Genomic DNA, 24,277 nt, shown 5'->3' with positions numbered 1-24,277 from the left:
TTCGCACTCGAAGGATCACGCGATGGCCGTCCTCATTTCACGGCGCCACGCCCACTACCTGGGGAAACTCGTACACCACCTCCGTGGACGCAACCCCGTCCGCCCCGACGTGCACAGCAACCCTCGCCCAACAGGTACAGACGGAGTTGACGCCGACCGAGGGACACGAACACTCCGGTAGCGGGGGCGGGGGAGTCACGGCCCGCAACCCGGAAAACTGTTCAGCGGGAGCGGAGACGGCCGGCGCAATTGCGCCTGCCGATAATGTCATCCGCCCAGGTCGTGGCCTTGCGGAGCTCCGCGTGGCGTGCGCGGAGATGTGGCCAGCGAGGGGAGCGACGAGTGCGGCATGATGTTCGGCCGTGCTCCTTCGCTTGGCCTATCTCGCCGTCACGAACACCTTCGCCGCGCTGCGGTTGCTGCCCATGAGCGACCGGGACAAGGACGTGGAGATTCTCGCCCTGCGTCACCAGATCACCGTCCTGGAACGGCAACTCGGCGTCGATACGAGAGTGAGGTTCGCCCCCGAAGACCGGGCCTTTCTCGCCGCGCTCCTGACATCGCTGCCCCGCCAGGTCCTGCGGCGGCTACGGCTTCTTGTCTGCCCGGATACCGTCCTGCGCTGGCACAGAGATCTGATGAAACGGTGTCACGCTCGTAGCTGTCGCCCAAAGCGGCCGGGGCGCCCGCCCACGGTCCGCTCTATCCGTGTTCTCATTCTGCGTCTGGTTCGGGAGAACCCGTCCTGGGGATATCGGCGGGTGCACGGCGAGCTCACCACGCTCGGCATCAAGGTCGCTCCGTCCACGGTCTGGGAGATCCTCAAGCAGCAAGGTGTTGATCCGGCTCCCGAGCGGGCGTCCACGACGTGGGCCGACTTCCTGCGTTCGCAAGCCGAGGCTCTTGTGGCTTGCGATTTCATCGAGACCGTCACGCTCAATGGGCAGCGTCAGTACATTCTGGCCGTCATCGAGCACGCGACTCGGCGTGTGCGCGTGCTGGGCACCACCGCCCACCCGACCGCGAGCTGGGTGCTCCAGGCTATGAGGAATCTTGCGATGGATCTGGAGGATGCGGGCTGTCGGGCGCGCTATCTGATCCGTGACCGGGACGGGAAGTTCCCCGCCCGCATTGACGAGATCCTCGCCGAGGCTGGCATCCAGAGCGTGCTCACCGGTATCCGGATGCCGCGGATGAACTCGATCACGGAGAGGTGGGTGCAGTCGTGCCGCCGCGAGCTCCTGGATCGCTGCCTGCTCTGGAATGAACGCCACCTGCGGCACGCCCTGCGCGAGTACGAACGGTTCTACAACCAGCACCGATCCCATCAAGCCCTGGCTCAAGCCGCCCCACTGCGTACCATCCCGGATCCGATCACAGATCCAGAGCGAATCGCCGACCTGAACATACGCCGACGAGACCGGCTCGGCGGAGTCCTCCACGAGTACTCAAATGCCGCTTGAACTGCATGGATGGAGTTTTCGACAGGCGCAAGGTACGGGCGTGACGCTGTTTCATCAGATCACGATGCCAGCGCAGGACGGTGTCTGGGCGGACGAGGAGCCGCAGTCGGCGTAGGACCTCGCGGGGTAGCGATGCCGAAGGGCGGTGAGAAAGGCCCGGTCTTCGGGGGCGAACCTCACTCTGGTGCCGGCGCCGAGTTGCCGTTCAAGGACGCTGATCTGGTGACGCAGGGCGAGAATCTCCACGTCCTTGTCACGATCTCCCAACGGCAGCAACCGCAGCGCCGCGAAGGCGTTCGTGAAGGCGAGATAGGCCAGGCGAAAGAGCACGGCCGAACATCCTGCCGCACTCGCGTCCCTCCCTGACGGCCGGAGATCACGCACGTCAGGCGAAGCCATGGCCAAGGCCATGACCTCATCGGCAGGCGCAAAGCTGATGGAGGAGACCCGGTCCCAATACGAGCAGAGCAGGCGGGAGGCGGGGATGCCGAAGGGCAGCGCACTCGGCATCGCATACGTGGCCGAGGAGGCCTATCGCTGGCAGAGCTACACACCTGAGGCCGCGACCGTGGACCTGGTCAGCGCCGGCCCCTCCCCCGCCGGGACGACCGTCCGCGCCACCACCCGCATCCAGGTCGTCTGGCGCGACGGACTGGCGGGTGGTGGCCCCGCTCGACGGGTTCAATAGGAGGGGTCGATTTGCTCCGGTGGCGGCACGGCAGCCCGATCGGCTGTTTCCGCCTGGATCAGCACGACCTCCAGCCGGCGGGGGCCATGCACCCCCTCGACTCGGTCGAGCTCGATATCGCTGGTCGCCGACGGCCCGGAGATCCAGGTCAGCGGCGCGCGCGGATCCAGGCGGGCGAACGCCTCCGGTACCAGGCCGACGATCTGGTCAGTGTGCACGACGCAGATGTGCCGGTCGGGCACCAGCGTCAGGACCCGCCGCCCCTGTGCCGGGCCGGTGTCGAGCACGATCGTTCCGGTATCGGCGATCGCGACCGCGCAGCCGGTCAACACGGCGTCCACGCTGTCGAGTTCGGCCGGCGACAACGGGGGCACATCGGGGTGGAGCCGCCCGCCGAACCCGGCCAGCCAGGCCGGGGGGACGTCGGCGGGCACGGCGAGCCGGTCCACCTCAGCGAGGATCCGGGGCAGGGCCTCGATGCCACGGTGAACGACGGCCTTGTAGTCCTGAAGGCGGTCGACGAGGATCTCCACCAGGTCGGAGGGGGCGGCGGCGCGGCGGTATCGACGTGGCACCTCGACCGGCGGAGGCGCGTCGGCGAGGGCGGTACGCAGGCGGGCGAGGATCTCTTCACGGGCGCTCAACGCTTCTCCCACCATTCACGGAACGTCTGCGGCGCAGGCAGCGGCGCGTCGCGGGACTGGGTCCACGCCGAGGCCGGCCAGGGAAGCCACCGCAGGGTGCGTGCACCGGTCCGCCGCTGGCGGGACTCCCCGAGGCGGGCGGCGGCGCGCAGGGCGGCAGCGTAGCGCCGGGGACTGCGCATGATCCACGCCAGGGCGCGCAGCACGGCGCGCTCGGCGACCGGATGCGGCGCCTGCTGGCGCAGGTGGACCAGCACCTCCGGAATATTGATCTTCACGGGGCATACGTCGTAGCAGGCTCCGCAGAGTGTGGAGGCGTACGGCAAGGAGGCGTTGTCGGCCACTCCGGTCAGCTGTGGCGACAGGATCGCCCCGATCGGGCCCGGATACACCGAGCCATAGGCATGGCCACCGGCCCGCTCGTAGACGGGGCAGACGTTGAGGCACGCGGAGCAGCGGATGCAGGACAGCGCCTGCCGCCCAACGGGGTCGGCGAGCACCGCCGAGCGGCCGTTGTCGACCAGGACGATGTGCACCTCCTGCGGTCCGTCGCCGGGTGTCACACCGGTCCACATCGACGTGTACGGGTTCATCCGCTCGCCGGTCGATGAGCGGGGCAGAAGCTGGAGAAACACCTCCAGGTCGGCGAAGCCGGGCACGAGCTTCTCGATACCGACGACGCTGATCAGCGTGTCCGGCAGGGTGAGGCACATCCGGCCGTTGCCCTCCGACTCCACGACCACCAGCGTGCCGGTGTCGGCCACAGCGAAGTTGGCGCCGGAGACGGCGACCTTTGCGGACAGGAACCGCCGCCGCAGGTGGGTGCGCGCCGCCTCGGCCAGCTCGTGCGGATCATCGCCGAGCTCCGGCGGCGCGTCGGGCATCCGGCGCCGGAAGATCTCGCGGATCTGCGCGCGGTTGTAGTGGATCGCGGGCACCAGGATGTGCGATGGCGTATCGTCGCCGAGCTGCACGATCAGCTCGGCGAGGTCGGTCTCGTAGGCGGCGATGCCGGCCGCGGCCAGTGCCTCGTTGAGCTCGATCTCCTGGGTCGCCATCGACTTGACCTTCACGACCTCCGTCGCACCGGCCGCTCGGCTGAGCGCGACCACGATGCGGCACGCCTCGGTGGCGTCCCGCGCCCAGTGCACGCGCGCGCCCGCGGCGGTGGCCGCCGCCTCGAAGCGTTCCAGCAGCTCGGGCAGGCGGCGCTGCACGTCGGCCTTGATCGCAGCACCGGCGTCGCGCAGCGCCGTCCAGTCGGGCACCTCGTCGACGACCTGTGCGCGCTTGCCGCGGATCGTGCGGGTGGCCCGACGCAGGTTGGCGCGCAGTTGCGGGTCGGCGACCTCGGGCCGAGCTGCCGTCGGGAAGGGCAGAGGGGCGGTTATCCGGCCGCTGCCGTGGGGAAGGGTGTCGCGGTGCTTCATGCGTGTGCTCCCCTCGAGGCGAGGATCTCGGCGTAGTGCATGACCCGTATCCCGGACCGGCCGCGGCCGAGGCCGCCGCCGATGTGTGCCAGGCAGGAGTTGTCGGCGGCGGCCAGGACGGTCGCGCCGGTGTCCAGGACCCGGCGGCACTTATCGGTGAGCATCGCGGTGGACACGTCGGGGTTCTTCACGGCGAAGGTGCCGCCGAAACCGCAGCACTCCTCTGCGTCACCGAGTTCCACCAGTTGGATGCCGCGCACCTGGCGCAGCAGCGTCAGCGGCCGGTCGCCCAGCCGCAGCATCCGCAGCCCGTGGCACGTGGGATGGTAGGTGACCCGCTCGGCGAACTCCGCGCCGACGTCTGTCACGCCGAGGACATCGACGAGCAGCTCGGACAGCTCGTAGGTGCGGGCGGCGACGGAGGCCGCCGCCGGGTGCAGGTGCGGATACTGGTCACGGACCATCGCGGTGCACGAGCCGGACGGGGCGACGATCGCGTCGTAGCCGTCGAAGACTTCGACGTAGTTGTGCACCATGGGCAGCGCTTCGTCGCGGTATCCGCTGTTGGCGTGTATCTGCCCGCAGCAGGTTTGCCCGGTGGGGAACTCGACGGTGTGGCCGAGTCGCTCCAGGATGCGGGTGACCGCGATGCCGGTCTGCGGGTAGACGATGTCGTTGACACAGGTGATGAACAGAGCAATGCGCACGCTGGCTCCTGGTGCGTGAACCGGTCAGACCGCGGTCGCCGGTCCGTCCTCTGGGGGCATCTGGTCGAAGGCGGGCAGGTGGCGCTGCCGGGAGGCGGTCAGGTGGTCGCGCATCGCCGCCGCGGCGGCGTCCGGATCACCGAGGGCGATGGCCGCGGCGATGTGCTGGTGCTCTGTGATGGTGTCCGTGGCCTGCGCGACCGGGAAGTACAGCCGGTGCAGGTGAAGGTGCGCGTGCAGCCGGGTGATGGCGTCGCGCAGCAGTGGGCTGCCAGCGACCTCGGTGATGAGGTCGTGGAACCTCGCGTCCTGTGCCGTGAACGCCGCATGCCTGCGGTATCCATCGCCGGCCTCGACTCCGACGCTCGCGTTGGTCTCGGTGCTGATCCGCATCCTGTCGTCGGCGGAGGCATTGGCGGCGGCCCGCGCGGCGGCGGCGCATTCCAGCAACAGCCGCACGTCGAAAAGGTCGTCGAATTCGGCCCGGGTGAGCAGCGGGGTGGTCGTATAGCCGACCAGTGGACGCTTGTGCATGAGCCCATCGGCCTCCAGCCGGGCCAGCGCCTCCCGTACCGGGGTGGGCGAAACGTCGAGCTCCCTGGCCAAAGCGTCGATATTCACCCGTTCGCTGGGGGGAAGTACGTGATCCATCACCAGCGTCTTGATGGTCTCGTACACGTCCTCGGTGAGGGTTAGGCGTCGGGCGGGACGGGCCCGGCCGCGAGGTGTCGCCTGCGTCATCTCGTCTTCTTCAGCCCCTTGACTTGTGAGGGTGTCAACGACTACATACTAGCAAACAACATCCTATAGGATACATTTCTCTTTCCTCACCCCCGTGAGGTGCCCCTAAGGAGTACCGCATGAAGCGCACCACGTTGGGCCGCATCGGCGCAGGTCTCGCCGTGTTCGTGCTTGCCACGACCACTGCGGCATGCACGAAGAAAGGTGACGAGGCCGACGGCGCCGCTGGGAAGAAGACCCCGGAGCAGGTGAAGGTGGCCTTGGTTCCAGGCGGCTCGCACCCGTACTTCCAGCCGTGGAAGGATGCCGGAGCCAAGGCGAAGGCCGAATTCACGCTCGGTGACGTCACCTACAACGAGACCGCCGGCTGGGACCAGACGAAGCAGAACGACGTGCTCAAGTCCCTCGCCGCACAGGGCTACAACGCCTTCGGCGTCTTCGGTGTCTCACCCGACAACATCAACTCCACCTTCGAGGACCTCAAGCACCAGGGCTACCCGGTCGCCTCCCTCGCCTCCTGCCCCGCCGGTGACGCTAACAAGGCCGACTTCTGCCTGTCCACCGACGTCGAGCTCGCCGCGTACAAGGCCGCGAAGGCCGCCATCGACGCGATCGGCGGCGCCGGCAACCTCGTCCATCTGACCGGCAACAAGGTCGACTCCAACACCCAGCGCCGCATCAAGGGCGTGGAGAAGGCGGTCGCCGAGACCGGCGGCAAGGTCGTCCTGCTCCAGAACGTCACCGACATCGACAAGGACCTGCAGAGCGCGCAGAAGGCCGTCGCCGACCTCCTCGCCGCCAAGGGCAGCCAGATCCAGGGCATCGTCAACACCGCCTACAACCCGTCGGTCGCCTCCGCCGAAGGCGTCCGGCAGGCGAAGCTGCCCATCAAGGTCATCGCCATCGACGACGACAAGGCGATCCTCGACGGTCTCCGCGACGGCTCCGTGGCCGGCACCGTGCTGCAGAACCCGGTCGGCCAGGCCTACGTCGGCTCGTACGCCCTCGCCAAAATCGCCGGCGGCTGCACGATGGCCACGCCGGGCGTCGTCATCGACTCCGGCTCGTTCGTCGTGACCAAGGACAACGTGGACAGCTACGAGACCGAGCGCACCACCACCACCGACGAACTCAAGAAGCAGTTCGACGCCGAGTACCTGATGTGCAAGTGATGTCCACCATCACGCACGCTGAGGCGTACCTCGTCGACATCGCCGTCGAGACCGTCCGCACCGACGCCGTGCAGGCGTTCCTCAAGCAGGAGACGGTCTTCGTCGAAATCCGCACCGCCGACGGCCGGCACGGCATGGGCTACTCGTACACCATCGGCACCGGCGGCACCGCGGTGCTCGCGCTCCTGCGCGACCACCTGGTGCCCCGCCTGATCGGCGCGGACGCCGCCCGGGTGGAGGCGATCTGGCGCGACCTCTACGCCAGCACCCGCGCCACCGCCGTCGGCGCGATCACCTCACTGGCCCTGGCCGCCGTCGACACCGCGCTGTGGGACCTGCGCGCCAAGACCGCCGACCTGCCCCTGTGGGTGCTGGCCGGCGGGGCCAAGGACCGCATCCCGCTCTACGACACCGAGGGCGGCTGGCTGCATCTCAGTGTCGACGAGCTGGTCGCCGGGGCGAAGGCGTCCCAGGCGGCCGGCTGGCAGGGCGTCAAGCTCAAGATCGGCAAGCCCGACCCGGCCGAGGACGCTGAGCGGATCGGCGCGGTCCGGGCCGCCGTCGGTGACCGGCTCGACGTGATGGTCGACGCCAACCAGTCGTTGACCGCCGCCGAGGCGATCCGCCGGGCGCGGCTGCTCGAACCGCATGGGCTCACCTGGTTCGAAGAGCCGCTACCCGCCGACGACGTGGCCGGTCACGAACTGCTCGCCCGCTCGACGAGCATCCCGATCGCCGTCGGCGAGTCGATGTACTCGATCGGGCAGTTCGCCGAGTACCTGCGCCGCCAGGCCGCGGGCATCGTCCAGGTCGACGTCGCCCGAGTCGGCGGGATCACCCCGTGGCTCAAGGTCGCCCACCTGGCCGAGGCGTGCAACGTGGCGGTGTGCCCGCACTTCCTCATGGAACTGCACGTGAGCCTGTGCGCGGCCGTGCCCAACAGCCGTTACCTGGAGTACATCCCGCAGCTGCGCGCGGTGACCCGGACCGAGATCCTCGTCGAGGACGGCCACGCCCTCGCCCCGACCGCGCCCGGCCTCGGCATCGACTGGGACCGTGACGCGATCGATGACAGGAGAGTCGCTTGAAAACGGCCTCCCCCCAGCCGCCGACGGCCCCCGCGCCGTCGGCGGCACCCCCCGGCGCGCGGTCCCGCGTCCTGCCGTTCTGGGCCAATCCGCGCCTGGGCCTCGTCATCGTCATCGCCGCGCTGGTCGCGCTCTTCTCATCGCTGAGCCCCGCGTTCCTCGATCCCAAGCTCACCCTCGCGCCGCTGCAGGCCGACGTCAGCGTGTACGTCGTCGTCGGCCTGGCCCAGCTCGCCGTGCTGTCCCTGGGCCACATGAACATGGCCGTCGGCCGGATGGCCGCGCTGTCCACGTTCGCCATGGGACTGGCGTACGACCGGCTCGGCGTGCCGCTGCTGGTCGGCCTCGCCATCGGCCTCGCCGTGGGGGCGGCCATCGGAGCACTCGCCGGTCTGGTCATCACCAAGACCGGCGTGAACTCCTTCGTCGTGACGCTCGCGCTCGACTTCGGCCTGCTGGGCCTGGTGACGATCCTCTACACGCAGGCGACCGACGGTGTGGCGTTCGCGGTGAAGCCGGCCGGACTGGCCGAGCTGCGCTTCGACACCTTCGCCGACTACTGCGCGGGCGAGTTGTGCGGCCCGCGTGTCCCGCTCGTCGTACCGTTCGCGCTCGTCGCGGCGCTCGGCGTCGGGCTGCTGTTCCGCTTCGCGCGCCTCGGCAGGGAGATCCTGATGACAGGTGCCAATCCAGTCGCGGCCGAACTGTCCGGTATCCCCACGCACCGGCGGGTCGTCGCCGCTCATGCCACCAGCGGCCTGCTCGCCGCCCTCGCCGGCTTCATGCTCGCCGCCAACAACGGCGCGTTCTCCGCCAACATCGGCGAATCGTTCCTGCTGCCGTCGTTCCTCGCCCCGGTGCTCGGCGGCACGCTGCTCGCCGGTGGCGCGGTCAGCGTGCTCGGCACGGTGCTCGGGGCGACCCTCACCCAGGTCATCTACAAGGGCCTCAATCTCCTGCAGTTCTCGCTGGAGGAGCTGAAGCTCTACATCGGCCTGGTCCTGCTGGCCGCACTGTCGCTGGACCGGCTGCGCGCCGTGCTCGCCGAGCGCAGGGCGGTGTCCTCATCATGAAGAACCTCGTCATGAAGAACCTCGTGATGAAGAACCTCGTGCGCACGAACGAGTTCACCCTCGCCGTGATTGCGATCGTCGGCTTCGGCGCGCTCGCCGTCGCCACCGATCTCAACCTGCTCACCGCCGGCACGATGGACGCGTTCCTCCGCTTCCTCGCGGTGCCGATCGTCATCGGCCTGGCCCAGATGGTAGTGCTCGTCGTCGGCCAGATGAACCTCTCCGTGGGCGTACTGACCGGCTTCTGCGCGATGGCCTCGGCGTGGTTGCTGGTCGAAGCCGGCGTACCCGCGCCGTTCGCGGTGCTCGCCGCCCTGGCCCTCGGAGCGCTCGTCGGCTTGGTCAACGGACTGCTGGTGGTCTTCACCAGGCTCAACGGGTTCATCGTCACCCTCGCCACGATGACGATCCTCGAAGGGCTGCGCTACGGAGTGAACGGGACCGGCACCTATCAGGGATACTCGCCGGGCCTGCGTGCCCTGGGCGGGGCGTCGGTGCTCGGCGTACCCGTGGTCTTCCTGCTGGCGGGGGCGGTCGCCGTCGCGACAGCGCTGTTCTTCCGCCACTCGGTGCCCGGGCGTCGTCTGCTCGCCTCCGGCGGCAACCCCTTCGCGGCGCGGCTGTCGGGCATCTCCAACGACCGGGCGCTCGTGCTCGCCCACACGCTGTCGGGCCTGCTCGCCGGGGTCGCCGCTGTCATCGTGGTGGCCGCGTTCGGCACGGTGAACGCGTCGATCGGCGACGACCTGCTGCTGTCCAGCTTCGCCGCGCCGATCATCGGCGGGGTCGCCCTGGCCGGCGGCGTGGTGAGCGTGACCGGCACGGTGCTCGCGGCGTTCCTGGTGCGGCTGGTCGACGTCACGCAGGCGCAGTTCGACATCAACCGCCGGTGGGTCGACCTCATCATCGGCGCGGTCGTGCTGGGCGCCGTCCTGCTCGGCCGGGCCCGCGACAAACTCACCGGAGGTGCGCGATGAGCATCGTGTTGTCGGCCGAGAAGCTGGTCAAGACATTTCCCGGTGTGCGGGCGCTCGACCAGGCGACGTTGACCCTGACCGCCGGCAGCGTCCACGCCCTGCTGGGGGAGAACGGCGCCGGTAAGAGCACCCTGATCAAGCTCCTGACCGGGGTGTACCGGCCGGACGGCGGACGTGTCCTGCTGGCCGGGCCGGACGGCCCGCGGGAGGTGCATTTCGGCAGCCCGCAGGACGCCCAGCGGGCCGGCTTCGGAGTCGTCCACCAGGAGCGGAACCTGATCCCGGCGTTCAGCGTCGCGGAGAACATCTGCCTGCAGCACCTTCCCCGGCGTAAGGGGCTGGTCGACCGGGCCCGCATCCGTTCGGAGGCCCGGCGCTGCCTGGAACTGCTCGACGTGGACATCGACCCGGATACGCCGGTGTCGCGGCTGTCGGTGGCGCAGATGCAGCTCGTGGAGATCGCCAAGGCGCTCTCGGCCGACTCCAAGGTGCTCTTGCTCGACGAACCGACCGCGTCGCTGACGGGTGACGAGGCCGACCGGCTGTACGCCATCGTGCGCCGGCTGCGTGACCAGGGCCACGCCGTCGTGCTGGTCAGTCACAAGCTGGAGGAGATCTTCGCGGTCGCCGACACGGTGACCGTCCTCCGGGACGGCCGCAGCGTCGCCGAGGCCGAACCCCTCGCCCGTCACACCCGTGACCAGATCGTCGACCTGATGGTGGGCCGGGCCTACCAGGAGGTACGGCTCCCCCACCGCACCGTCGACCCCGCTGCCGAACCGGCGCTGGTCCTGGATGGGGTCTCCACCTCCGCCGGGCACCACGATGTCAGCCTCGCGGTGCGCCCGGGCGAGATCCTCGGCCTGTACGGACTGGTCGGTGCCGGTCGCAGCGAGTTGGCCAAGGCCCTGCTGGGACTCGAGCAGATCACCGCCGGCGAGGTACGGGTGCACGGGAAGACGGCCCGCATCCGTGATGTGGGCGACGCGCTGCGGCGGCACCGTATCGGCTACGTCACCGAGAACCGCAAGGAGGAGGGGCTCTTCCTCGACCAGACGATCGCGCGCAACATCGCGGTGACCGTATGGCGGCGGCTCTCGCGCCTGGGGCTGGTGCGCGACCGCACGGAGCGGGCGCTGGTCGCCGACTACACCGAGCAGCTGGGCATCCGGCTCGCCTCGCCCGACCAGCTCGCCGGACAGCTCTCCGGCGGCAACCAGCAGAAGGTCAGCCTGGCGAAGTGGCTCGCCGCGGACTGCGACATCCTCATCATCGACGAGCCGACAGTGGGCATCGACGTTCGCACCAAGGCCGCATTCCACGAGCTGATCGCCGGACTCGCCGAGCAGGGCATGGCCATTCTGCTCATCTCGTCGGACCTGCCCGAGATGATCACTCTCGCCGACCGTGTCGCGGTGATGCGCGACTTCGCCGTCGCGGGCGAACTGGTCAACGATCACGAGTACGACCGGATGAGCCAGGCGGTCATCCGGCTGATCCACGGTTCGCAGGAGGCCGCATGAAAGCGCCGGAAAAGGCGACGGAAAGGGTCCGGCTGGGGCGCACCGACGTGGAGGTGACCCGGTTGGGCCTCGGGCTCGCGCCGATCGGCGGATTGTTCACCGCCGTGGGCGACGAGGCCGCGCGGGCGACGGTCGAGGCGGCCTGGGACCTCGGGCTGCGCTACTTCGACACCGCCCCGCTGTACGGCTGCGGGCTCTCCGAGCGCCGGACCGGGGCGGTGCTGTCGGGCAAGCCGCGGGAGGAGTTTGCACTGTCGACCAAGGTCGGCCGGTTGCTCGTTCCCCGCGGTGCCGACACGCAGGAATTCTGGGCGGAGCCGAGCGACCTCACCCCGGTTTTCGATTTCTCCTACGCCGGGGTGCTGCGCTCACACGCGGAGAGCCTGCAACGGCTGGGCCTGGACCGGATCGACATCGCGCACATCCACGACCCCGATGACCACTTCGCGGATGCGGTGAGCGGGGCATACCCGGCGCTGGCCGAGCTGCGTGCACGGGGACAGGTCGGTGCGGTCAGCGCGGGCATGAACCAGGCGGGAATGCTGGCGGACCTCGCCCGAGCAGGCGACTTCGACTGTTTCATGCTCGCCGGGCGCTACACGCTGCTGGACCAGTCGGGGCTGGACGAGTTGCTGCCGCTGTGCCGGGAGAAGGGCATCTCGGTCCTCGCGGCCGGGGTGTACAACTCGGGCCTGCTCGCCGATCCGAAGCCGGGCGCCCACTACGACTACGCCCCGGCCGACCGTGCGCTGGTCGATCGGGCGCTGGCGATCCGGGCGGTGTGCGAACGGCACGGAGTGCCCTTGCGGGCCGCGGCGATCCAGTTCCCGCTCAGCCATCCGGCGGTCGCGAGCGTCGTGATCGGGGCCCGGAGCCCGGAGGAGATCACCGACAACACGGCGATGTTCGAATGGGACATCCCGGGCGCGCTGTGGGCCGACCTGAAGAAGGACGGCCTGCTGCCGGAGGAGGCACCGACACCATGATCATCGACGCGCACCACCACCTGTGGACCGCGGACTACCAGTGGCTCGCCGAGCCGGGCCTGGAGGCGATCCGGCGCGACTACACCATCGCCGACCTCACGCCCCGGCTGGAGGCGGCGGGCGTCACGGCCACCGTACTCGTCGAGGCGGGCCGCTGCGACACCGCCGAGACGACCGAGTTCCTCGCGCTGGCCGCCACGACGCCGCGCATCGCGGGCGTGGTCGGCTGGGCGTCGCTGACCGACCCCGACCTGCCCGCCACCCTGGCGGCCTACCGTGACCTGCCCGGCGCGGCGAAGCTGGTCGGCATCCGCGACCAGGTGCAGGGCATCGACGATCCGGGGCACCTCGACCGCCCCGACGTACGAGCGGCGCTGGCCGGGATCGGCGCCGCGGGGTTGACCTACGACCTCGTCGTCCGCGTCGGGCAGTTGGCCGCCGGCACCGAGGCGGCGCGGGCCATCCCGGGCACAGTCTTCGTCCTCGACCACCTCGGCAAACCGCGGATCGGCGTGGGAGCCGAGGGGTTCGCCGAGTGGCGCGCGGCAGTGGCCCCCTTGGCCGCCTGCGACAACGTCGTCGCGAAGCTGTCCGGCCTGCTGGTGGAGGCCGGACCCGGGTGGAACGTGTCCATGATCCGGCCATACGTCGACGTCGCCCTTGAGCTCTTCGGCGCCGATCGGCTCATGGTCGGCTCCGACTGGCCGGTGTGCGAACTCGTCGCCTCGTACTCCGCCGCCCTGGAGGCGATCGACACCTGCCTGGGCGGGCTGTCGGCGACCGAGCGGGCCGCCGTCACGGCGGGAACCGCAATCCGTACCTATCGTCTGGAGGTTGTTTCTTGAAGCTCATGCGGGTTGGACCGGTGGGGGCCGAGAAGCCCGTGCTGTACACCGAGGGCCGTCACCTCGATCTGTCGTCGGTCACCGCTGATCTCGACGCGGCGTTCTTCGCCTCGGAAGGGGTGCGGAGGGTACGCGAGGCGACCGGACTGCCGGAGATCGACATCGAGGGACAGCGGATTGGGGCGCCGATCGCGCGCCCGGGCGTGATCCTGTGTATCGGCCAGAACTACGCCGCCCACGCGGCCGAGTCCGGCGCGCCGCCCCCCACCACCCCGATCGTTTTCTACAAGGCCCCGAACACTGTGGTCGGGCCGTTCGACGACGTGCTGATCCCGCGCGGATCCGCGAAGACGGACTGGGAGGTGGAGCTGGGCGTGGTGATCGGCCGGCGCGCCCGGTACCTGTCCTCCCCAGACGAGGCGCTCGCGCACATCGCCGGTTTCGTGCTGTCCAACGACGTATCGGAACGAGACTTCCAGCTCGACCAGTCCGGCGGCCAGTGGTCGAAGGGCAAGTCGTGCGAGACCTTCCAGCCGCTCGGACCGTGGCTGGTGACGCCCGACGAGATCACCGACCCGCAGGCGCTGCGGCTGCGCTCATGGGTCAACGGCGAGGCCCGGCAGGACTCCTCGACCAAGGACATGATCTTCGATGTGGCGTACCTGGTGTGGCACCTGTCCCAGTACACCGTGCTGGACCCGGGAGACCTCATCAACACCGGTACGCCGCAGGGGGTGGCGCTGTCGGGCCGGTTCCCGTACCTGGCGCCGGGTGACGTGATGGAGGTCGAGATCGACGGCCTCGGCCGGCAGCGCTCGACCCTGAGGAGCGCCTGATGGCCGTGATCGTCGCGGTCGACACCTTTGACGTGCGGTTTCCGACCTCGCGCGAGCTGGACGGCTCCGACGCGATGAACCCCGACCCGGACTACTCGGCGGCCTATGTGGTCCTGCGCACCGACCAAGGGTCGGAAGGGCACGGGTTCACGTTCACCATCGGCCGCGGCAACGAGATCTGCCGAGCGGCGATCGAGGCGCTCGCCCCGTTCGTCGTGGGAGCCGACCCCGATGCCGTCGACCTCGGCGCATTCGCCCAAGAACTCACCCACGACTCGCAACTGCGCTGGCTGGGGCCGGAGAAGGGAGTGGTTCACCTCGCCGCCGGCGCCCTCATCAACGCGATGTGGGACCTGGTCGCCAAGCGAGCGGGCAAGCCCGTCTGGCGCTACCTCGCCGACCTCACCCCCGAGCAGATCGTCGACCTCGTCGACTGGCGTTACCTCACCGACGCGCTCACCCCCGAGGAGGCGCTGCGGATTCTGCGGGCCGCCGAGCCGGGTCGTGCCGAGCGGATCGAGGCGTTGCAGTCTCGTGGCTATCCCGCGTACACGACCTCACCCGGCTGGCTGGGGTACGACGACGACAAGGTGGTCCGGCTGGCGAAGCTGGCCGTGGCCGACGGCTTCACCCAGATCAAGCTGAAGGTCGGCGCCGACCTGGCCGACGACGTCCGCCGCTTCCGAGTGGCCCGCGAGGCCATCGGCCCGGACATCCGGATCGCGGTCGACGCCAACCAGCGCTGGGACGTCGCCGCCGCGGTCGAGTGGATGAGGGCACTGGCCCCCTACGACCCGTGGTGGATCGAGGAGCCGACCAGCCCCGACGACGTCCTCGCCCACGCCGCGATCCGCGCGTCCCTGGCCACGGCCTCGCCCGAGGGCGGGCCGATCCGGGTCGCGACGGGTGAGCACGTGCAGAACCGGGTCGTGTTCAAGCAGTTGCTCCAGGCCGGCGCAGTCGACTTCGTCCAGATCGACGCCTGCCGGGTCGGCGGAGTCAACGAGAACATCGCGATCCTGCTGCTGGCCGCGAAGTACGGCGTGCCGGTATGCCCGCATGCCGGCGGTGTCGGCTTGTGCGAACTCGTCCAGCACCTGTCGATGTTCGACTTCGTGGCGGTATCAGGCACGACCGAAGACCGGGTCATCGAGTTCGTCGACCACCTGCATGAGCACTTCCTCGCTCCGGCGGTCGTCCGTGAGGGCCATTACGTCGCACCGACACTGCCCGGCTTCTCGGCCGAGATGAGCGCGGACAGCATCGCCACCTATTCCTACCCGGATGGGCCGGCATGGGCATAGTCGACGTCGACCTGGCCACCGGGCAGGTGAGGACCCGGCCAGTCGAGGGGTACGGCGGCTCGATCCAGGTGTTGCGCCTGCTTCTCGACGCCCTGCCCGACGTGCTGCCTGGCGTGCTGCCTGACAGGGGCCGTCGGGGCGAAGCTCCTGCCGATGTGGTCGCTTTGGAGGTGGCGGGGCGCTTGGCGGCGGACGCGCCGAGCGCGCTGGTCGCTTCGACCGTCGCGGGCGTTGCCGCGCCCGGGCTCGCCCGGGTCGCCGCGGTCGGCGTGTCACCGCTGTCCGGCGGGGTCGCGGAGACCCGCGCAGAGGGGCCCTTTGCCGCAGGCCTGCGGGCCGCGGGCGCCACCGGCGTGGTCCTGCGCGGTCGCGCGGAAAAGCCGGTATACGTCCTGATCACCGGCAGCGCCGCAAGCCTGCACGACGCCGCCGACCTGTGGGGCCGCGACACCTGGGCGGCCACCGACGCGCTCGTCGCCCGGCACGGCCCGAACGCCGCCGTGGCCGTCATCGGCCCGGCGGGAGAGGCGGGCACGCCGTACGCGTCGGTGGTCACCTGTCGGCAGCACCCGCTGCCGCGCCTGGGCTTCGGCGCCGTGTGGGGGGCGAAGAACGTCAAGGCCGTCGTCTGCGTCGGCACCGACCGCGCGCCCGTCGACGATCCGCTCGCTCTCGGCCAGATCACCGACTGGTACGCCGAGGAGGCGGCGCGCAATCCGCTCGCCGTCTGGCAGCACACCGCGCCCGGCTTCGGCGTGTGGCCCACGGTCGGGCCCGACGCGGTCATGACACCCGCGCCGGAGCCCGACGGCGTCGCACCCTGCCCCGGCTGCCCGACGACCTGCGTGAAGACGTTCCTGGGCGCGGGGCTTCACCAGGAGACCCTCGCCGCGCTCGGCCGCGACCTCGGCATCGGCGACACCGCCGCCGTCCTCGAGGCCAACGCGCAGTGCCTGCGCCAGGGCGTCGACCCGGTGTCGTACGCGGAGGCGCTGCGCGCCGCCGGCCGTACGCCCTTCGACGGCGGGGCCTATCCCCCGCCCGGCCCCGACACCGTCAAGAGGGTGGCCCTGCCGCCGTTCGACCCGCGGCGCCAGCCCAACCTGGGCCTCGGCTACGCGGTCGCCCCGTTCGGCCCGCGCTACGACGTGTGCGAGCACGACCTCGATTTCGACCCCGAGCACGGCCTGCCGTACGCCTATCCGGAGGTGCGCCAACTGGGGGCGCGGGTGCCCCGCCCGGCGGGCGAGATCGATGTGGAACGGACCGCGGTGCTGATGGCGCTGTGGTCGGGCCTGGACGCGCTGGGTGTGTGCGTGTTCGCCGCGACCCCGACCCGGCCGTTGACCCTGGACCGGGTGGGTGATCTGGTCGAGGCGGTCACCGGCCACCGGCCCGACGTGCTGGCCCTCGGCTACCAGCGGCTGCTGCTCATGGCCGAGGTCAATGCGCGCCTGGGCGTGCCGCCCGCCGCGGACACTCTGCCCGAACGGTATTTCGACACTCTCGACCGCGCGGCCTTCCAGGCCGCCGTGCACCGACTTCGACGACGACTCGGATTGGACGGAGATTCTTGTGATGTTTGATGGTTTGGTGGCCGTCGTGACCGGGGGCGGCTCGGGGATCGGCCGCGCCTGCGTGGAGGCGCTTCTCACCGGAGGCGCCCGGGTGGGGGTGTTCGATCTGGATCCGGCGAGCGCGCCGGAGGACCCGCGCGTCCACGGGGTCCGGGCCGACGTGGCCGACCGTGCCTCGCTCATCGCGGGGATGGAGTCGGTCGCGCAGGCCTTCGGCGGAGTGGACATCCTGATCAACAACGCCGGGATCTCGGCTGTCGGCACCGTCGAGGACAACGACTACGCGGAATGGGCACGCGTCCTGGACGTGAACGTGACGGGGGTCGCCCGGACCACCGCTGCCGCCCTGCCCTATCTACGCCGATCCGGCGCGGCGGCGATCGTCAACGTCTCCTCGATCGCGGCGGGGGCCGGCCTGCCCAAGCGGGCCCTGTACTCCGCGTCGAAGGGCGCGGTGCACGCGCTGACTCTCGCCATGGCCGCCGACCTGGTCGGGGAGGGAATCCGGGTCAACTGCGTGGCACCCGGCACGGTCGACACGCCGTGGGTGGCGCGGCTGCTCGCCAAGGCCGACGACCCGCAGGCCGAGAAGTGCCGGCTCGCCGCCCGCCAGCCCACCGGCCGCCTGGTCACCGCACAGGAAGTGGCGGCGGCCGTGGTGTACCTGGCGTCGCCGGCCGCCGGGGCGGTGACGGGCACCTCCCTCGCAGTCGACGGCGGCATGTCGGGTCTGCGCCTCCCCCGCGACTGATCGGACCGATGACCTGAACAGATGGTGGGCACTGCCCAGGGACAGCGCCCAATATCGTAGTGGGCTCCCGCTTCATGAACCACAAAGCATCCGGGAGCACAGCACAGTCCGTGATGACCGCGTGATCGCCAAAGGGTCGGCCCGCCGCGTGCGGCGAGCCGACCCTTTTCCAGGTGGTCAGCTTTCCAGCTGGTCAGCGCACCACCCGGGTGACGTTCGGCTCAGCGGCCGTAGTCCACGATCCGACGTGAGAGGACGTGGCGACGAGCTTGAGGTAACGGGCCAGCATGCCATTCTCGGTGACAGTCTGCTCGGCCGCGGTGTTTGCGAAGGTCCCGGCGGCGACCTTGGTCCACGCGGTACGGTCGGTGCTCCCCCAGACCTCGTATCCGGCTATCCGGCCGTTGGCGCCGTCTTGGCGGGGCAGGTAACGCAGGCCGGTGACCTCGAGCTTTTCACCGAGGTCGAGCACGATGTGGTGGGGCAGCGGGTCGGTTCCTCCGTACCAGCGGGTGTGCCAGAAGGTGGCCTGGTTTCCGTCCAGGACATTCGCTGCGCGGCCGTTCTCCCCAACGGTCGGCACATCAGGCCTGGCATCCCGGCCTGCGTTGATCGGACCGGTTGGCTGAACAGGTGGTGGGCGCTGCCTCAGGGACAGCGCCCACCATCGTGCCGTCAGTCGCTCGACGGGAAGACCTGAACCTCGTTGATCGTCAGGTAGTTCGTGCCGGCGAGTTGGATCCGCACGTATCGTCCGGTGGCGTCGACCGGCACCGTCGTGGGCCGGCCCGTCGGCGCGACCTGCAGCGTGCTCCACACGCCTGGCGCGGTCATCTCCTCGGCGGTGAGTGCGCGGTTCGGCAGCGGCACGTCGTACTGCGGCCGCCGCTCGGCCGCTGCCCTGCTGGAGCAGCTGCGTTCGGCCCCCGCAGGGACGAGCGGCGAGGCACTCACCGAAGCCCTGCGCGATGCCGTCCTGGCCCTGGTCGCGGTCTTGAAGGCGTTGAACGGCGCGATCCGCGACCTGGACCGCTCGACCGCCGCCCACCTCGGTGAGCACCCGGACGGCGAGATCTTCGCGTCGCTGCCAAGGTCGGGTCAGATCAACGCCGCCCAGATGCTCGCCGAGTGGGGCGACTGCCGCCAAGCCTACGAGAACCCCGACTCCGTCGCAGCTCTGGCCGGATGCACCCCGGTCACCAAGGAGTCCGGCAAGCACCGGGCCGTGCACTTCCGCTGGGCCTGCAACAAACGTTTCCGCGCCGCGATGACCACGTTCGCCGACAACAGCCGGCACGCCAGCCCCTGGGCCGCGAAGATCTACAACCCAGGCCCGCGCAGCGGGCAAGGACCACCCACACGCCGTCCGCGTCCTGGCCCGCGCCTGGATCCGCGTGATCTGGCGCTGCTGGCACGATGGCGTTCCTTATGAACCCGCCAAACACGGTGCCGCAGCGGCTCTCATCGAGTCCGTTGCAGCGTGAGCTTGACACAGGGAGTGTCATCGGTGAACCCCTTGTCCACCGATCCGCCGCGGATGGTGGCCGGGGCCGTGGCGATGGCGTTCGCGCGCATCGCGGTGAGCGCCTCGGCGCGTCGCCATCCGTCCCATGCCCGCCAGAACTCGGCGACGCGTGCGACGAGCTCGGGTGCCTGGGGCTGCCAGGGGGTGGTGCCGATGGTCGGGGCCAGGTGCTCCAGGTCGCCGAAGACTAGCATGGCCTCGGTAGCCGCCTTGTCGCCGCCGGCGAGATAGGCCATCTCGCGCGGCCATCTCGTCCTCGCGTCGTAGGCCCTGTCGTTCCAGGTGAAGTCCGCCGTGCCGAAGACGAGCTGGGCTACCTCGAACTCGACCGGCGCCGACACCCTCGGAAAGTCCGCCACCTCGGGCGATCCCGTCGGTTCCCTGCGCCTGCAGTTCACAGGTGCAGCAGTCCTCCGAGGCAGGATCAGCTGCCCACCGCAGCAGCTGGCGCCGACACGAGGGAGGAGCATCAACGCATCGCCGAGGCGATCCAGGCCGCCAAGCCGGACGCCGCCGAGGCGGACATGCGGGAACACCTGACCAGGGCGCGCGAGCGCCATCTGCCGGCGTTCGACAGCCACCCATGCGTATCGCGCCCATGCGTGAAGATCAAACTGAAGGGCCGGTTCTTCTTCGTCAACAAGGACAAGAAGACCATGCACGAGGTCGCCACGAACAGCACTTCGCCGACCACGTTCGACGTGAAGCTGCCGAAGAAGAGTTCGACATACACGCAGGTCTTCGCGAAGAAGGGGACGTACGTCGTCACTGACCTGACGACAAAAAAGTCGATGACCCTTTACCTGCGTTCCGCTTAATTCCGGGGTCCTGGAGGAACCTGGAGGACGAGTGCCCAGGTCAGATCGGGTTGGCCTAGACAGAAACCTCAAAACCGCCTAGAGACGACGATCAACCTAACCATGTAGTTGATATGGGTATATGCCGGTATGGTCTAGAGACGATGTACGTGAAGACCACCAGCGAGAAGAACAAGGACGGCGTGGCCGTCCGCTACCTGCACCTGGCCCACAACGAGTGGGACCGGGTCGCGGGCCGTTCCGTCCCCAAGATCCTGCACAGTTTCGGCCGTGAGGACGCCCTCGACCGGGCCGCGATCAAACGACTGGTCGCGTCTCTAGCCCGGCTGCTCGATCCGGGCGAGGAACTGGCCGCGGGCGCCGTGGAAGGCCTGGAGTTCCTGGAGTCGCGGCCCTACGGCGGCACCTACACCCTCGATCACCTGTGGGCGCGGCTCAACCTGCCCGCGATCATGCGCGGGCTGGGCGCGGGTAAACGCGGCCGGGGACGCCCCCGCGACACCACCATCACCGAGCGGGTGCTGTTCGCGCTGGTCGCCAACCGGGCGCTGGCCCCCTCCTCCAAGCTGGCCGCGACCGACTGGATCACCCACGACGTGCACATCGCCGGCCTGTCCACCATCGACGACGACGCCTGCTACCGGGCGATGGACTGGCTGCACGAGGTCAAGGCCGAGCTGGAGATCGAGGTGTTCCGGCAGGTCGCGACCCTCTTGAACCTCGAAGTTGATCTACTCTTCTTTGATTATCCGGCTAATCGATCTTCAGACTTCGTCCTGGCGGCGTAATCCTGGGTTCAGCTGGCGCGTTCGGTTCGTTTGAGCGCGCGTAGGTCTTCTTCATGGCGGCGTACGTTGGCCGCGACGGCGTCCAGTGACTGGCGGAGCTGGTCGAGCTGGATGGCCAGACTGGTGAGGGTGAGTATCTCCCCGGCCGGGTCGCGGTGTTGCTCGACGAGCTGGCGCAGGTCGCGGCGCCGGTAGAGGGTGGTGCGGCTGATCTGGGTGCGTTCGGTGACGGCGGCGAAGGTCACAGGCTTGCCAGCGCGGATCAGGTCGGTGCAGGCGTCGTGGACGGCGGCAAGCAGGTCGTCGGGCTGGTTGGTCATGACGCTTCAGTTTGGGCCATGCGCTGGTCGAGACGATCGAGCAGCCGCCGGTGGCGGGCTGCTTCTTCTTCCCAGCCGCGGGCTTGGGCGTCGGCGAGCAACGCCTGGGTGTCGGCGCGTTGAGCGGCCAGCACGGGCAGGAACGCGGCGTCGGTGCGGAAGTTGGGGCAGTGTTCGCAGATGTTGGCATAGGCGCAGCTGCCCTGGGCGGCGGTGCGCAGGCAGTACCCGCCGGCCAGCCGGAACTTGATCAACGGAGTGTCCTTCCAGCCGCTGGCGCCGCTGGTGATGTCGGTGATCGGCAGCGTGGTCTGCTTGCCCGTTCCGGTGTCGAGCTGGGTCTTGACCTGGGTCAGGGCGCGTTCGTAGTCAGCGCGGACGGTGGCGTCGAAGAGCCGGGCATAGCGCAGGCTCATCGCCGCCGAGGTGTGGCCGAGCATGACCATCAACGCCTGCAAGGAACAGCCCGCGTTGATCAAAGCGGTGGCCCAGGTGTGCCTGAGCTGGTGCGGGGTGGCCTTCGGCAGCCCGGCGGTGGCGGCGGCCCGGGCCAGCTCATCACGCAACGCGGCGCTCGACACGCGCTTGCCGAGGTGGGTGAGCAAGAACTCAGTGGGCCGCCCGGTCTTGGGATGCGGCAGCGGCCGCCCTGATGACCGGGTTTCGGCGATGCTGTCGATCAGGGCGACGGTGTCGTCGTCGAGGGGCACCATCCGTTCGGAGTTGAGCTTGCCGAGGGGGACCTTCAGCCACGCTCCAGTGCCGGGAATCTCATGGACGCAGTCCAGCTCCAGGTCGCACAACTCCCCGACACGCAGTCCGGTGGCGCGGGCCAGCAGTAGCGCGTCGGCGAACAGCCGGTTGGGCAAGTCGTGCAGGGCCTGGGCGATGAGCCGGTCGCCGTCGACGGGCAGGTAACGGGGCAGCGCCCGCGGCAGCTTGGGGATGTCGCGGGAGAACACCAGCCGCCGGGCGGGGGCGTCGGGCCAGCCCCACTCGGTGATATCGGCCAGGAACCGGCCGAGGGTGATGATGCGGTTGCGTTGCTCACCCACCGAGATGGGCTGCCCGCCGCGCATCGCCCGGGCGGTGGCGACCGCGGCGAGGTAGGTCTCGATATGGCGTTGACGGTCCAGGCCGGCGAGCGAGTCGATGTCGGGGTCGACGGTGGCCAGGTGCCGTCCGAAGTGAGCCAGCCGGATCGCGATTCCGTCCATCATGGAGGGGGCGTGGGTGCCGGTCAACGCCGTGGCGTAGTCCTGCAGCCGGGCGGCGAGCCAGGCCGGGACTCCGCCGAAGTGGTGGGCGTGATCGGTGTGGTCGTGGCGGCGCCGGTTGGGCGGGGTCACTTCCACCACGCCCAAGTGGAACAGCACCGTCCAGGCAGCGTGCAGGAAACCCCGGTCGTTGGTCCAGGATCGGCTGCGCCGCTCGGCCCGGACGCGGAAGGCCGTCTCCAGTTCGCCCAGATCGGTCACGGTGAGTTCGTGCAGGCGGCGGCCGGTCTGGATCAGCAGGCGGGCCAGCACCCGCTCGGCCGCTCGGGACCGCACGTTCGGGGAGAACCCGAGCTCGGCGGCTGCCTGGACGAACCCGTCCAGGTCGGCCTCCAGGCGGGTGCCGCGGGCCAGCTCGACCAGCGCGGCGAACTTGCGGTCCACCAGGTAGTCATAGCCGGGTCGCAGTAGATCGTGCAGCAGCAGGAAATTGATGAACGGCCGGGTGTGCATGTCTGCGGCCAGCAGCACCTCCAGCGGTTCATCGACGAACGCCTGCGGGTCGGGCCAGCGCCGCAGGAACACGGCGGCGCCGTCGGCGAAGCACCGGTTCCCGCGGCCTCGCTGCGCCAGCCAGGCCGCGTACTGGTCGAGTATCCCGCCCGGGCTCGGCGGGCGGACGGGCTCAGCCGCGCAGGCGCTGGTGAGCGCGGGCATCGTCGTATGCGGCGCGGACATGCGCCGGAGCCAGATGGACATACCGGGCCGAGGAATCGACGTGGTCGTGGCCCATCAACGTCTGGATCACCGCCAGGTCGACGCCGGCTTCGGCCAGCGCGGTCCCGAACGAGTGGCGCAGCGCGTGCGGATGACCGTCGGCCACGCCCGAGCGGGCCCGGTGATAGCGGAACACCGCCCGCAGGCCCTCGGCCGTCAACGGCTGGCCCCGGTTCGGGCCCTTGGCCACCACGAACAGCCACTCCGTGGCGGTGTCGGGCCGCTCGGCCAGCAGATAGGTCTGGATCAGCCCGGCGACCTCGACATCGACGGGGACGCGGCGTTCCTTATCGCCCTTGCCGACCACCCGGACCCAGCCGCGGGGAATGTCGACGTCGGCGACTCGCAGATTGAGGACCTCGCACGAGCGCAGCCCAGACAACAACATCAGCCCAGCGATGGCCCTGTCCCGCCAGGAGCGGAAGCTGCCCAGCAGCGCGGTCGCCTCGGCCGCGTCCAGGCCTCGGGGCAGCCGGCGGGGCTGGCGCACCCGTAGTCGGGACGCCGGTTTGGCGGCGGCCAGGTGACTCAGCAGCCCGGCCCGTTCCCCACCGGCCGTCCGGCGGCGTTCGGCTCCCCTCGGCACGGGGTTGACCGAGTCCGGATCGCGCATCGTGCGGAAGCCGAACAGGCCCGAGACCGCCGCCAGTCGCCGGTCGACCGTCGCGGCCGCGTATCCGGTGTTGCGGCCGTCCCGGATGGAGTACACGTTGCCGCCCGGCCGCCCGCGGAACGTCGCCGTCCGGCAATAGCTCAGATACCGCAGCAGCGTCTGGGTTGTCACCGCTTCGAGCGCCACGCCCTCGGCCAGCAGCCACCGGCAGAACGCCAGCAGATCGAACGCATAGGCACGGACCGTCCGGGGCGAGTACCGCCGGTCGGCCAGATACCCCAGGTAGTCGTTCACCAGCGTTAACCCCGCCATGGCAGGCCCGGACAGCGCCCACCCGCCGCCGTGCTCTTCCACTCGAAGATCGGTATCGGTCATGGAGACATGTAACGCCGCCGACCCCACCCTCCCGCAAGT

General features: G+C 69.7%; 27 protein-coding genes. 16 read left to right on the top strand and 11 right to left on the bottom strand.

The annotated features are described in order from the left end of the window. Window positions 1-362 precede the first annotated feature (362 nt). Entirely contained in the window at window positions 363-1,463 is a 1,101-nt protein-coding gene (locus tag ACIN94_RS11185; RefSeq protein WP_400703014.1) for an integrase core domain-containing protein, read from the top strand. A 54-nt stretch (window positions 1,464-1,517) separates the two neighbouring features. Here the strand turns inward: ACIN94_RS11185 and ACIN94_RS11180 are convergent, their stop codons facing one another. Next, entirely contained in the window at window positions 1,518-1,793 is a 276-nt protein-coding gene (locus ACIN94_RS11180; protein ID WP_400703011.1) for a hypothetical protein, read from the bottom strand. 67 nt (window positions 1,794-1,860) lie between these two features. Between ACIN94_RS11180 and ACIN94_RS11175 the strand changes: the two genes are divergently transcribed. Further along, window positions 1,861-2,151, top strand: a complete 291-nt coding sequence (locus ACIN94_RS11175; RefSeq protein ID WP_400703008.1) for a hypothetical protein — start codon at window positions 1,861-1,863, stop codon at window positions 2,149-2,151. On the opposite strand, the gene ACIN94_RS11170 is transcribed toward ACIN94_RS11175, so the two are convergent. Genes ACIN94_RS11170 through ACIN94_RS11155 form a run of 4 tightly spaced genes read right to left on the bottom strand, consistent with a single transcriptional unit; the run spans window position 2,145 to window position 5,673 of the window. Further along, window positions 2,145-2,795 carry a lactate utilization protein C gene (locus tag ACIN94_RS11170; protein ID WP_400703005.1) on the bottom strand — a complete coding sequence of 217 codons (651 nt, stop codon included), beginning with the start codon at window positions 2,793-2,795 and terminating at the stop codon, window positions 2,145-2,147. The genes ACIN94_RS11175 and ACIN94_RS11170 overlap by 7 nt on opposite strands. After that, entirely contained in the window at window positions 2,792-4,225 is a 1,434-nt protein-coding gene (locus tag ACIN94_RS11165; RefSeq protein WP_400703002.1) for a LutB/LldF family L-lactate oxidation iron-sulfur protein, read from the bottom strand. The genes ACIN94_RS11170 and ACIN94_RS11165 overlap by 4 nt, the downstream gene beginning before the upstream one ends. Beyond that, a complete protein-coding gene (locus ACIN94_RS11160; RefSeq protein WP_400702999.1) occupies window positions 4,222-4,932 on the bottom strand; it encodes a (Fe-S)-binding protein in 711 nt (236 codons plus the stop codon). Before ACIN94_RS11160 ends, ACIN94_RS11165 begins: the two co-directional genes overlap by 4 nt. A 24-nt stretch (window positions 4,933-4,956) precedes the next feature. Beyond that, a complete protein-coding gene (locus ACIN94_RS11155; RefSeq protein WP_400702996.1) occupies window positions 4,957-5,673 on the bottom strand; it encodes a GntR family transcriptional regulator in 717 nt (238 codons plus the stop codon). Window positions 5,674-5,792: 119 nt separating this feature from the next. Between ACIN94_RS11155 and ACIN94_RS11150 the strand changes: the two genes are divergently transcribed. Genes ACIN94_RS11150 through ACIN94_RS11100 form a run of 11 tightly spaced genes read left to right on the top strand, consistent with a single transcriptional unit; the run spans window position 5,793 to window position 17,805 of the window. Beyond that, window positions 5,793-6,845: a sugar ABC transporter substrate-binding protein gene (locus ACIN94_RS11150; protein ID WP_400702993.1), complete on the top strand. Its 1,053-nt coding sequence runs from the start codon at window positions 5,793-5,795 to the stop codon at window positions 6,843-6,845. Continuing rightward, on the top strand, window positions 6,845-7,933 hold the full coding sequence (locus ACIN94_RS11145) for a mandelate racemase/muconate lactonizing enzyme family protein (protein WP_400702990.1): 1,089 nt from the start codon (window positions 6,845-6,847) through the stop codon (window positions 7,931-7,933). The genes ACIN94_RS11150 and ACIN94_RS11145 overlap by 1 nt, the downstream gene beginning before the upstream one ends. Then, window positions 7,930-9,006, top strand: a complete 1,077-nt coding sequence (locus ACIN94_RS11140) for an ABC transporter permease (protein ID WP_400702987.1) — start codon at window positions 7,930-7,932, stop codon at window positions 9,004-9,006. Before ACIN94_RS11145 ends, ACIN94_RS11140 begins: the two co-directional genes overlap by 4 nt. After that, a complete protein-coding gene (locus ACIN94_RS11135; protein WP_400702984.1) occupies window positions 9,003-9,983 on the top strand; it encodes an ABC transporter permease in 981 nt (326 codons plus the stop codon). The genes ACIN94_RS11140 and ACIN94_RS11135 overlap by 4 nt, the downstream gene beginning before the upstream one ends. Then, window positions 9,980-11,506 carry a sugar ABC transporter ATP-binding protein gene (locus tag ACIN94_RS11130; protein WP_400702981.1) on the top strand — a complete coding sequence of 509 codons (1,527 nt, stop codon included), beginning with the start codon at window positions 9,980-9,982 and terminating at the stop codon, window positions 11,504-11,506. The genes ACIN94_RS11135 and ACIN94_RS11130 overlap by 4 nt, the downstream gene beginning before the upstream one ends. Continuing rightward, on the top strand, window positions 11,503-12,492 hold the full coding sequence (locus ACIN94_RS11125) for an aldo/keto reductase (RefSeq protein WP_400702978.1): 990 nt from the start codon (window positions 11,503-11,505) through the stop codon (window positions 12,490-12,492). Before ACIN94_RS11130 ends, ACIN94_RS11125 begins: the two co-directional genes overlap by 4 nt. Next, window positions 12,489-13,337: an amidohydrolase family protein gene (locus ACIN94_RS11120; RefSeq protein ID WP_400702975.1), complete on the top strand. Its 849-nt coding sequence runs from the start codon at window positions 12,489-12,491 to the stop codon at window positions 13,335-13,337. The genes ACIN94_RS11125 and ACIN94_RS11120 overlap by 4 nt, the downstream gene beginning before the upstream one ends. A gap of 5 nt (window positions 13,338-13,342) precedes the next feature. Beyond that, a complete protein-coding gene (locus tag ACIN94_RS11115; protein WP_400702972.1) occupies window positions 13,343-14,173 on the top strand; it encodes a fumarylacetoacetate hydrolase family protein in 831 nt (276 codons plus the stop codon). Then, window positions 14,173-15,477 (top strand): L-fuconate dehydratase, encoded by a 1,305-nt coding sequence (locus ACIN94_RS11110; RefSeq protein WP_400702969.1) that lies wholly within the window; start codon window positions 14,173-14,175, stop codon window positions 15,475-15,477. Before ACIN94_RS11115 ends, ACIN94_RS11110 begins: the two co-directional genes overlap by 1 nt. Next, a complete protein-coding gene (locus tag ACIN94_RS11105; protein WP_400702966.1) occupies window positions 15,468-17,063 on the top strand; it encodes an aldehyde ferredoxin oxidoreductase N-terminal domain-containing protein in 1,596 nt (531 codons plus the stop codon). The genes ACIN94_RS11110 and ACIN94_RS11105 overlap by 10 nt, the downstream gene beginning before the upstream one ends. Then, the gene (locus ACIN94_RS11100; RefSeq protein ID WP_400702963.1) at window positions 17,056-17,805 is read left to right on the top strand and encodes an SDR family NAD(P)-dependent oxidoreductase; all 750 of its coding nucleotides are present in this window, start codon (window positions 17,056-17,058) and stop codon (window positions 17,803-17,805) included. Before ACIN94_RS11105 ends, ACIN94_RS11100 begins: the two co-directional genes overlap by 8 nt. A gap of 193 nt (window positions 17,806-17,998) precedes the next feature. Here ACIN94_RS11100 and ACIN94_RS11095 read toward each other — a convergent pair whose 3' ends face one another. Together ACIN94_RS11095 and ACIN94_RS11090 are read right to left on the bottom strand one after the other, a co-directional pair. Continuing rightward, window positions 17,999-18,388: a discoidin domain-containing protein gene (locus ACIN94_RS11095; RefSeq protein WP_400702960.1), complete on the bottom strand. Its 390-nt coding sequence runs from the start codon at window positions 18,386-18,388 to the stop codon at window positions 17,999-18,001. A gap of 92 nt (window positions 18,389-18,480) precedes the next feature. Beyond that, window positions 18,481-18,639, bottom strand: coding sequence for a hypothetical protein (locus ACIN94_RS11090; protein ID WP_400702957.1), 159 nt, complete (start codon window positions 18,637-18,639; stop codon window positions 18,481-18,483). A 10-nt stretch (window positions 18,640-18,649) separates the two neighbouring features. On the opposite strand from ACIN94_RS11090, the gene ACIN94_RS11085 reads away from it, so the two are divergent. Next, on the top strand, window positions 18,650-19,237 hold the full coding sequence (locus ACIN94_RS11085; protein ID WP_400702954.1) for an IS110 family transposase: 588 nt from the start codon (window positions 18,650-18,652) through the stop codon (window positions 19,235-19,237). A 29-nt stretch (window positions 19,238-19,266) separates the two neighbouring features. Here ACIN94_RS11085 and ACIN94_RS11080 read toward each other — a convergent pair whose 3' ends face one another. Further along, a complete protein-coding gene (locus ACIN94_RS11080) occupies window positions 19,267-19,689 on the bottom strand; it encodes a hypothetical protein (RefSeq protein ID WP_400702951.1) in 423 nt (140 codons plus the stop codon). A gap of 243 nt (window positions 19,690-19,932) precedes the next feature. On the opposite strand from ACIN94_RS11080, the gene ACIN94_RS11075 reads away from it, so the two are divergent. Continuing rightward, window positions 19,933-20,148 (top strand): hypothetical protein, encoded by a 216-nt coding sequence (locus ACIN94_RS11075; protein ID WP_400702948.1) that lies wholly within the window; start codon window positions 19,933-19,935, stop codon window positions 20,146-20,148. Window positions 20,149-20,291: 143 nt separating this feature from the next. Further along, the gene (locus tag ACIN94_RS11070) at window positions 20,292-20,936 is read left to right on the top strand and encodes a hypothetical protein (RefSeq protein WP_400702945.1); all 645 of its coding nucleotides are present in this window, start codon (window positions 20,292-20,294) and stop codon (window positions 20,934-20,936) included. Window positions 20,937-20,944: 8 nt separating this feature from the next. Here the strand turns inward: ACIN94_RS11070 and ACIN94_RS11065 are convergent, their stop codons facing one another. Genes ACIN94_RS11065 through ACIN94_RS11055 form a run of 3 tightly spaced genes read right to left on the bottom strand, consistent with a single transcriptional unit; the run spans window position 20,945 to window position 24,238 of the window. Then, window positions 20,945-21,256, bottom strand: coding sequence for a hypothetical protein (locus tag ACIN94_RS11065; protein ID WP_400702942.1), 312 nt, complete (start codon window positions 21,254-21,256; stop codon window positions 20,945-20,947). Further along, entirely contained in the window at window positions 21,253-23,211 is a 1,959-nt protein-coding gene (locus ACIN94_RS11060) for a tyrosine-type recombinase/integrase (protein ID WP_400702939.1), read from the bottom strand. Before ACIN94_RS11060 ends, ACIN94_RS11065 begins: the two co-directional genes overlap by 4 nt. Then, complete coding sequence (locus ACIN94_RS11055; RefSeq protein ID WP_400702936.1) at window positions 23,159-24,238, bottom strand: tyrosine-type recombinase/integrase; 1,080 nt, start codon at window positions 24,236-24,238, stop codon at window positions 23,159-23,161. Before ACIN94_RS11055 ends, ACIN94_RS11060 begins: the two co-directional genes overlap by 53 nt. Between the last annotated feature and the right edge of the window lie 39 nt (window positions 24,239-24,277).

The sequence above is a fragment of the Streptosporangium sp. NPDC087985 genome, assembly GCF_044741965.1.
GTDB lineage: Bacteria > Actinomycetota > Actinomycetes > Streptosporangiales > Streptosporangiaceae > Streptosporangium.
The sequence above is the reverse complement of the archived record's forward strand: the minus strand, read 5'-3'. Positions and strand labels throughout refer to the sequence as shown.

Coding starts and splice junctions, on each gene's coding strand:
- ACIN94_RS11175 (WP_400703008.1), top strand. CDS start 1,861: ATGGCCAAGGCCATGACCTCATCGGCAGGCGCAAAGCTGATGGAGGAG.
- ACIN94_RS11165 (WP_400703002.1), bottom strand. CDS start 4,225: ATGAAGCACCGCGACACCCTTCCCCACGGCAGCGGCCGGATAACCGCC.
- ACIN94_RS11155 (WP_400702996.1), bottom strand. CDS start 5,673: ATGACGCAGGCGACACCTCGCGGCCGGGCCCGTCCCGCCCGACGCCTA.
- ACIN94_RS11150 (WP_400702993.1), top strand. CDS start 5,793: ATGAAGCGCACCACGTTGGGCCGCATCGGCGCAGGTCTCGCCGTGTTC.
- ACIN94_RS11145 (WP_400702990.1), top strand. CDS start 6,845: ATGTCCACCATCACGCACGCTGAGGCGTACCTCGTCGACATCGCCGTC.
- ACIN94_RS11135 (WP_400702984.1), top strand. CDS start 9,003: ATGAAGAACCTCGTCATGAAGAACCTCGTGATGAAGAACCTCGTGCGC.
- ACIN94_RS11130 (WP_400702981.1), top strand. CDS start 9,980: ATGAGCATCGTGTTGTCGGCCGAGAAGCTGGTCAAGACATTTCCCGGT.
- ACIN94_RS11125 (WP_400702978.1), top strand. CDS start 11,503: ATGAAAGCGCCGGAAAAGGCGACGGAAAGGGTCCGGCTGGGGCGCACC.
- ACIN94_RS11120 (WP_400702975.1), top strand. CDS start 12,489: ATGATCATCGACGCGCACCACCACCTGTGGACCGCGGACTACCAGTGG.
- ACIN94_RS11115 (WP_400702972.1), top strand. CDS start 13,343: ATGCGGGTTGGACCGGTGGGGGCCGAGAAGCCCGTGCTGTACACCGAG.
- ACIN94_RS11110 (WP_400702969.1), top strand. CDS start 14,173: ATGGCCGTGATCGTCGCGGTCGACACCTTTGACGTGCGGTTTCCGACC.
- ACIN94_RS11105 (WP_400702966.1), top strand. CDS start 15,468: ATGGGCATAGTCGACGTCGACCTGGCCACCGGGCAGGTGAGGACCCGG.
- ACIN94_RS11100 (WP_400702963.1), top strand. CDS start 17,056: ATGTTTGATGGTTTGGTGGCCGTCGTGACCGGGGGCGGCTCGGGGATC.
- ACIN94_RS11090 (WP_400702957.1), bottom strand. CDS start 18,639: ATGACCGCGCCAGGCGTGTGGAGCACGCTGCAGGTCGCGCCGACGGGC.
- ACIN94_RS11070 (WP_400702945.1), top strand. CDS start 20,292: ATGTACGTGAAGACCACCAGCGAGAAGAACAAGGACGGCGTGGCCGTC.
- ACIN94_RS11065 (WP_400702942.1), bottom strand. CDS start 21,256: ATGACCAACCAGCCCGACGACCTGCTTGCCGCCGTCCACGACGCCTGC.
- ACIN94_RS11060 (WP_400702939.1), bottom strand. CDS start 23,211: ATGTCCGCGCCGCATACGACGATGCCCGCGCTCACCAGCGCCTGCGCG.
- ACIN94_RS11055 (WP_400702936.1), bottom strand. CDS start 24,238: ATGACCGATACCGATCTTCGAGTGGAAGAGCACGGCGGCGGGTGGGCG.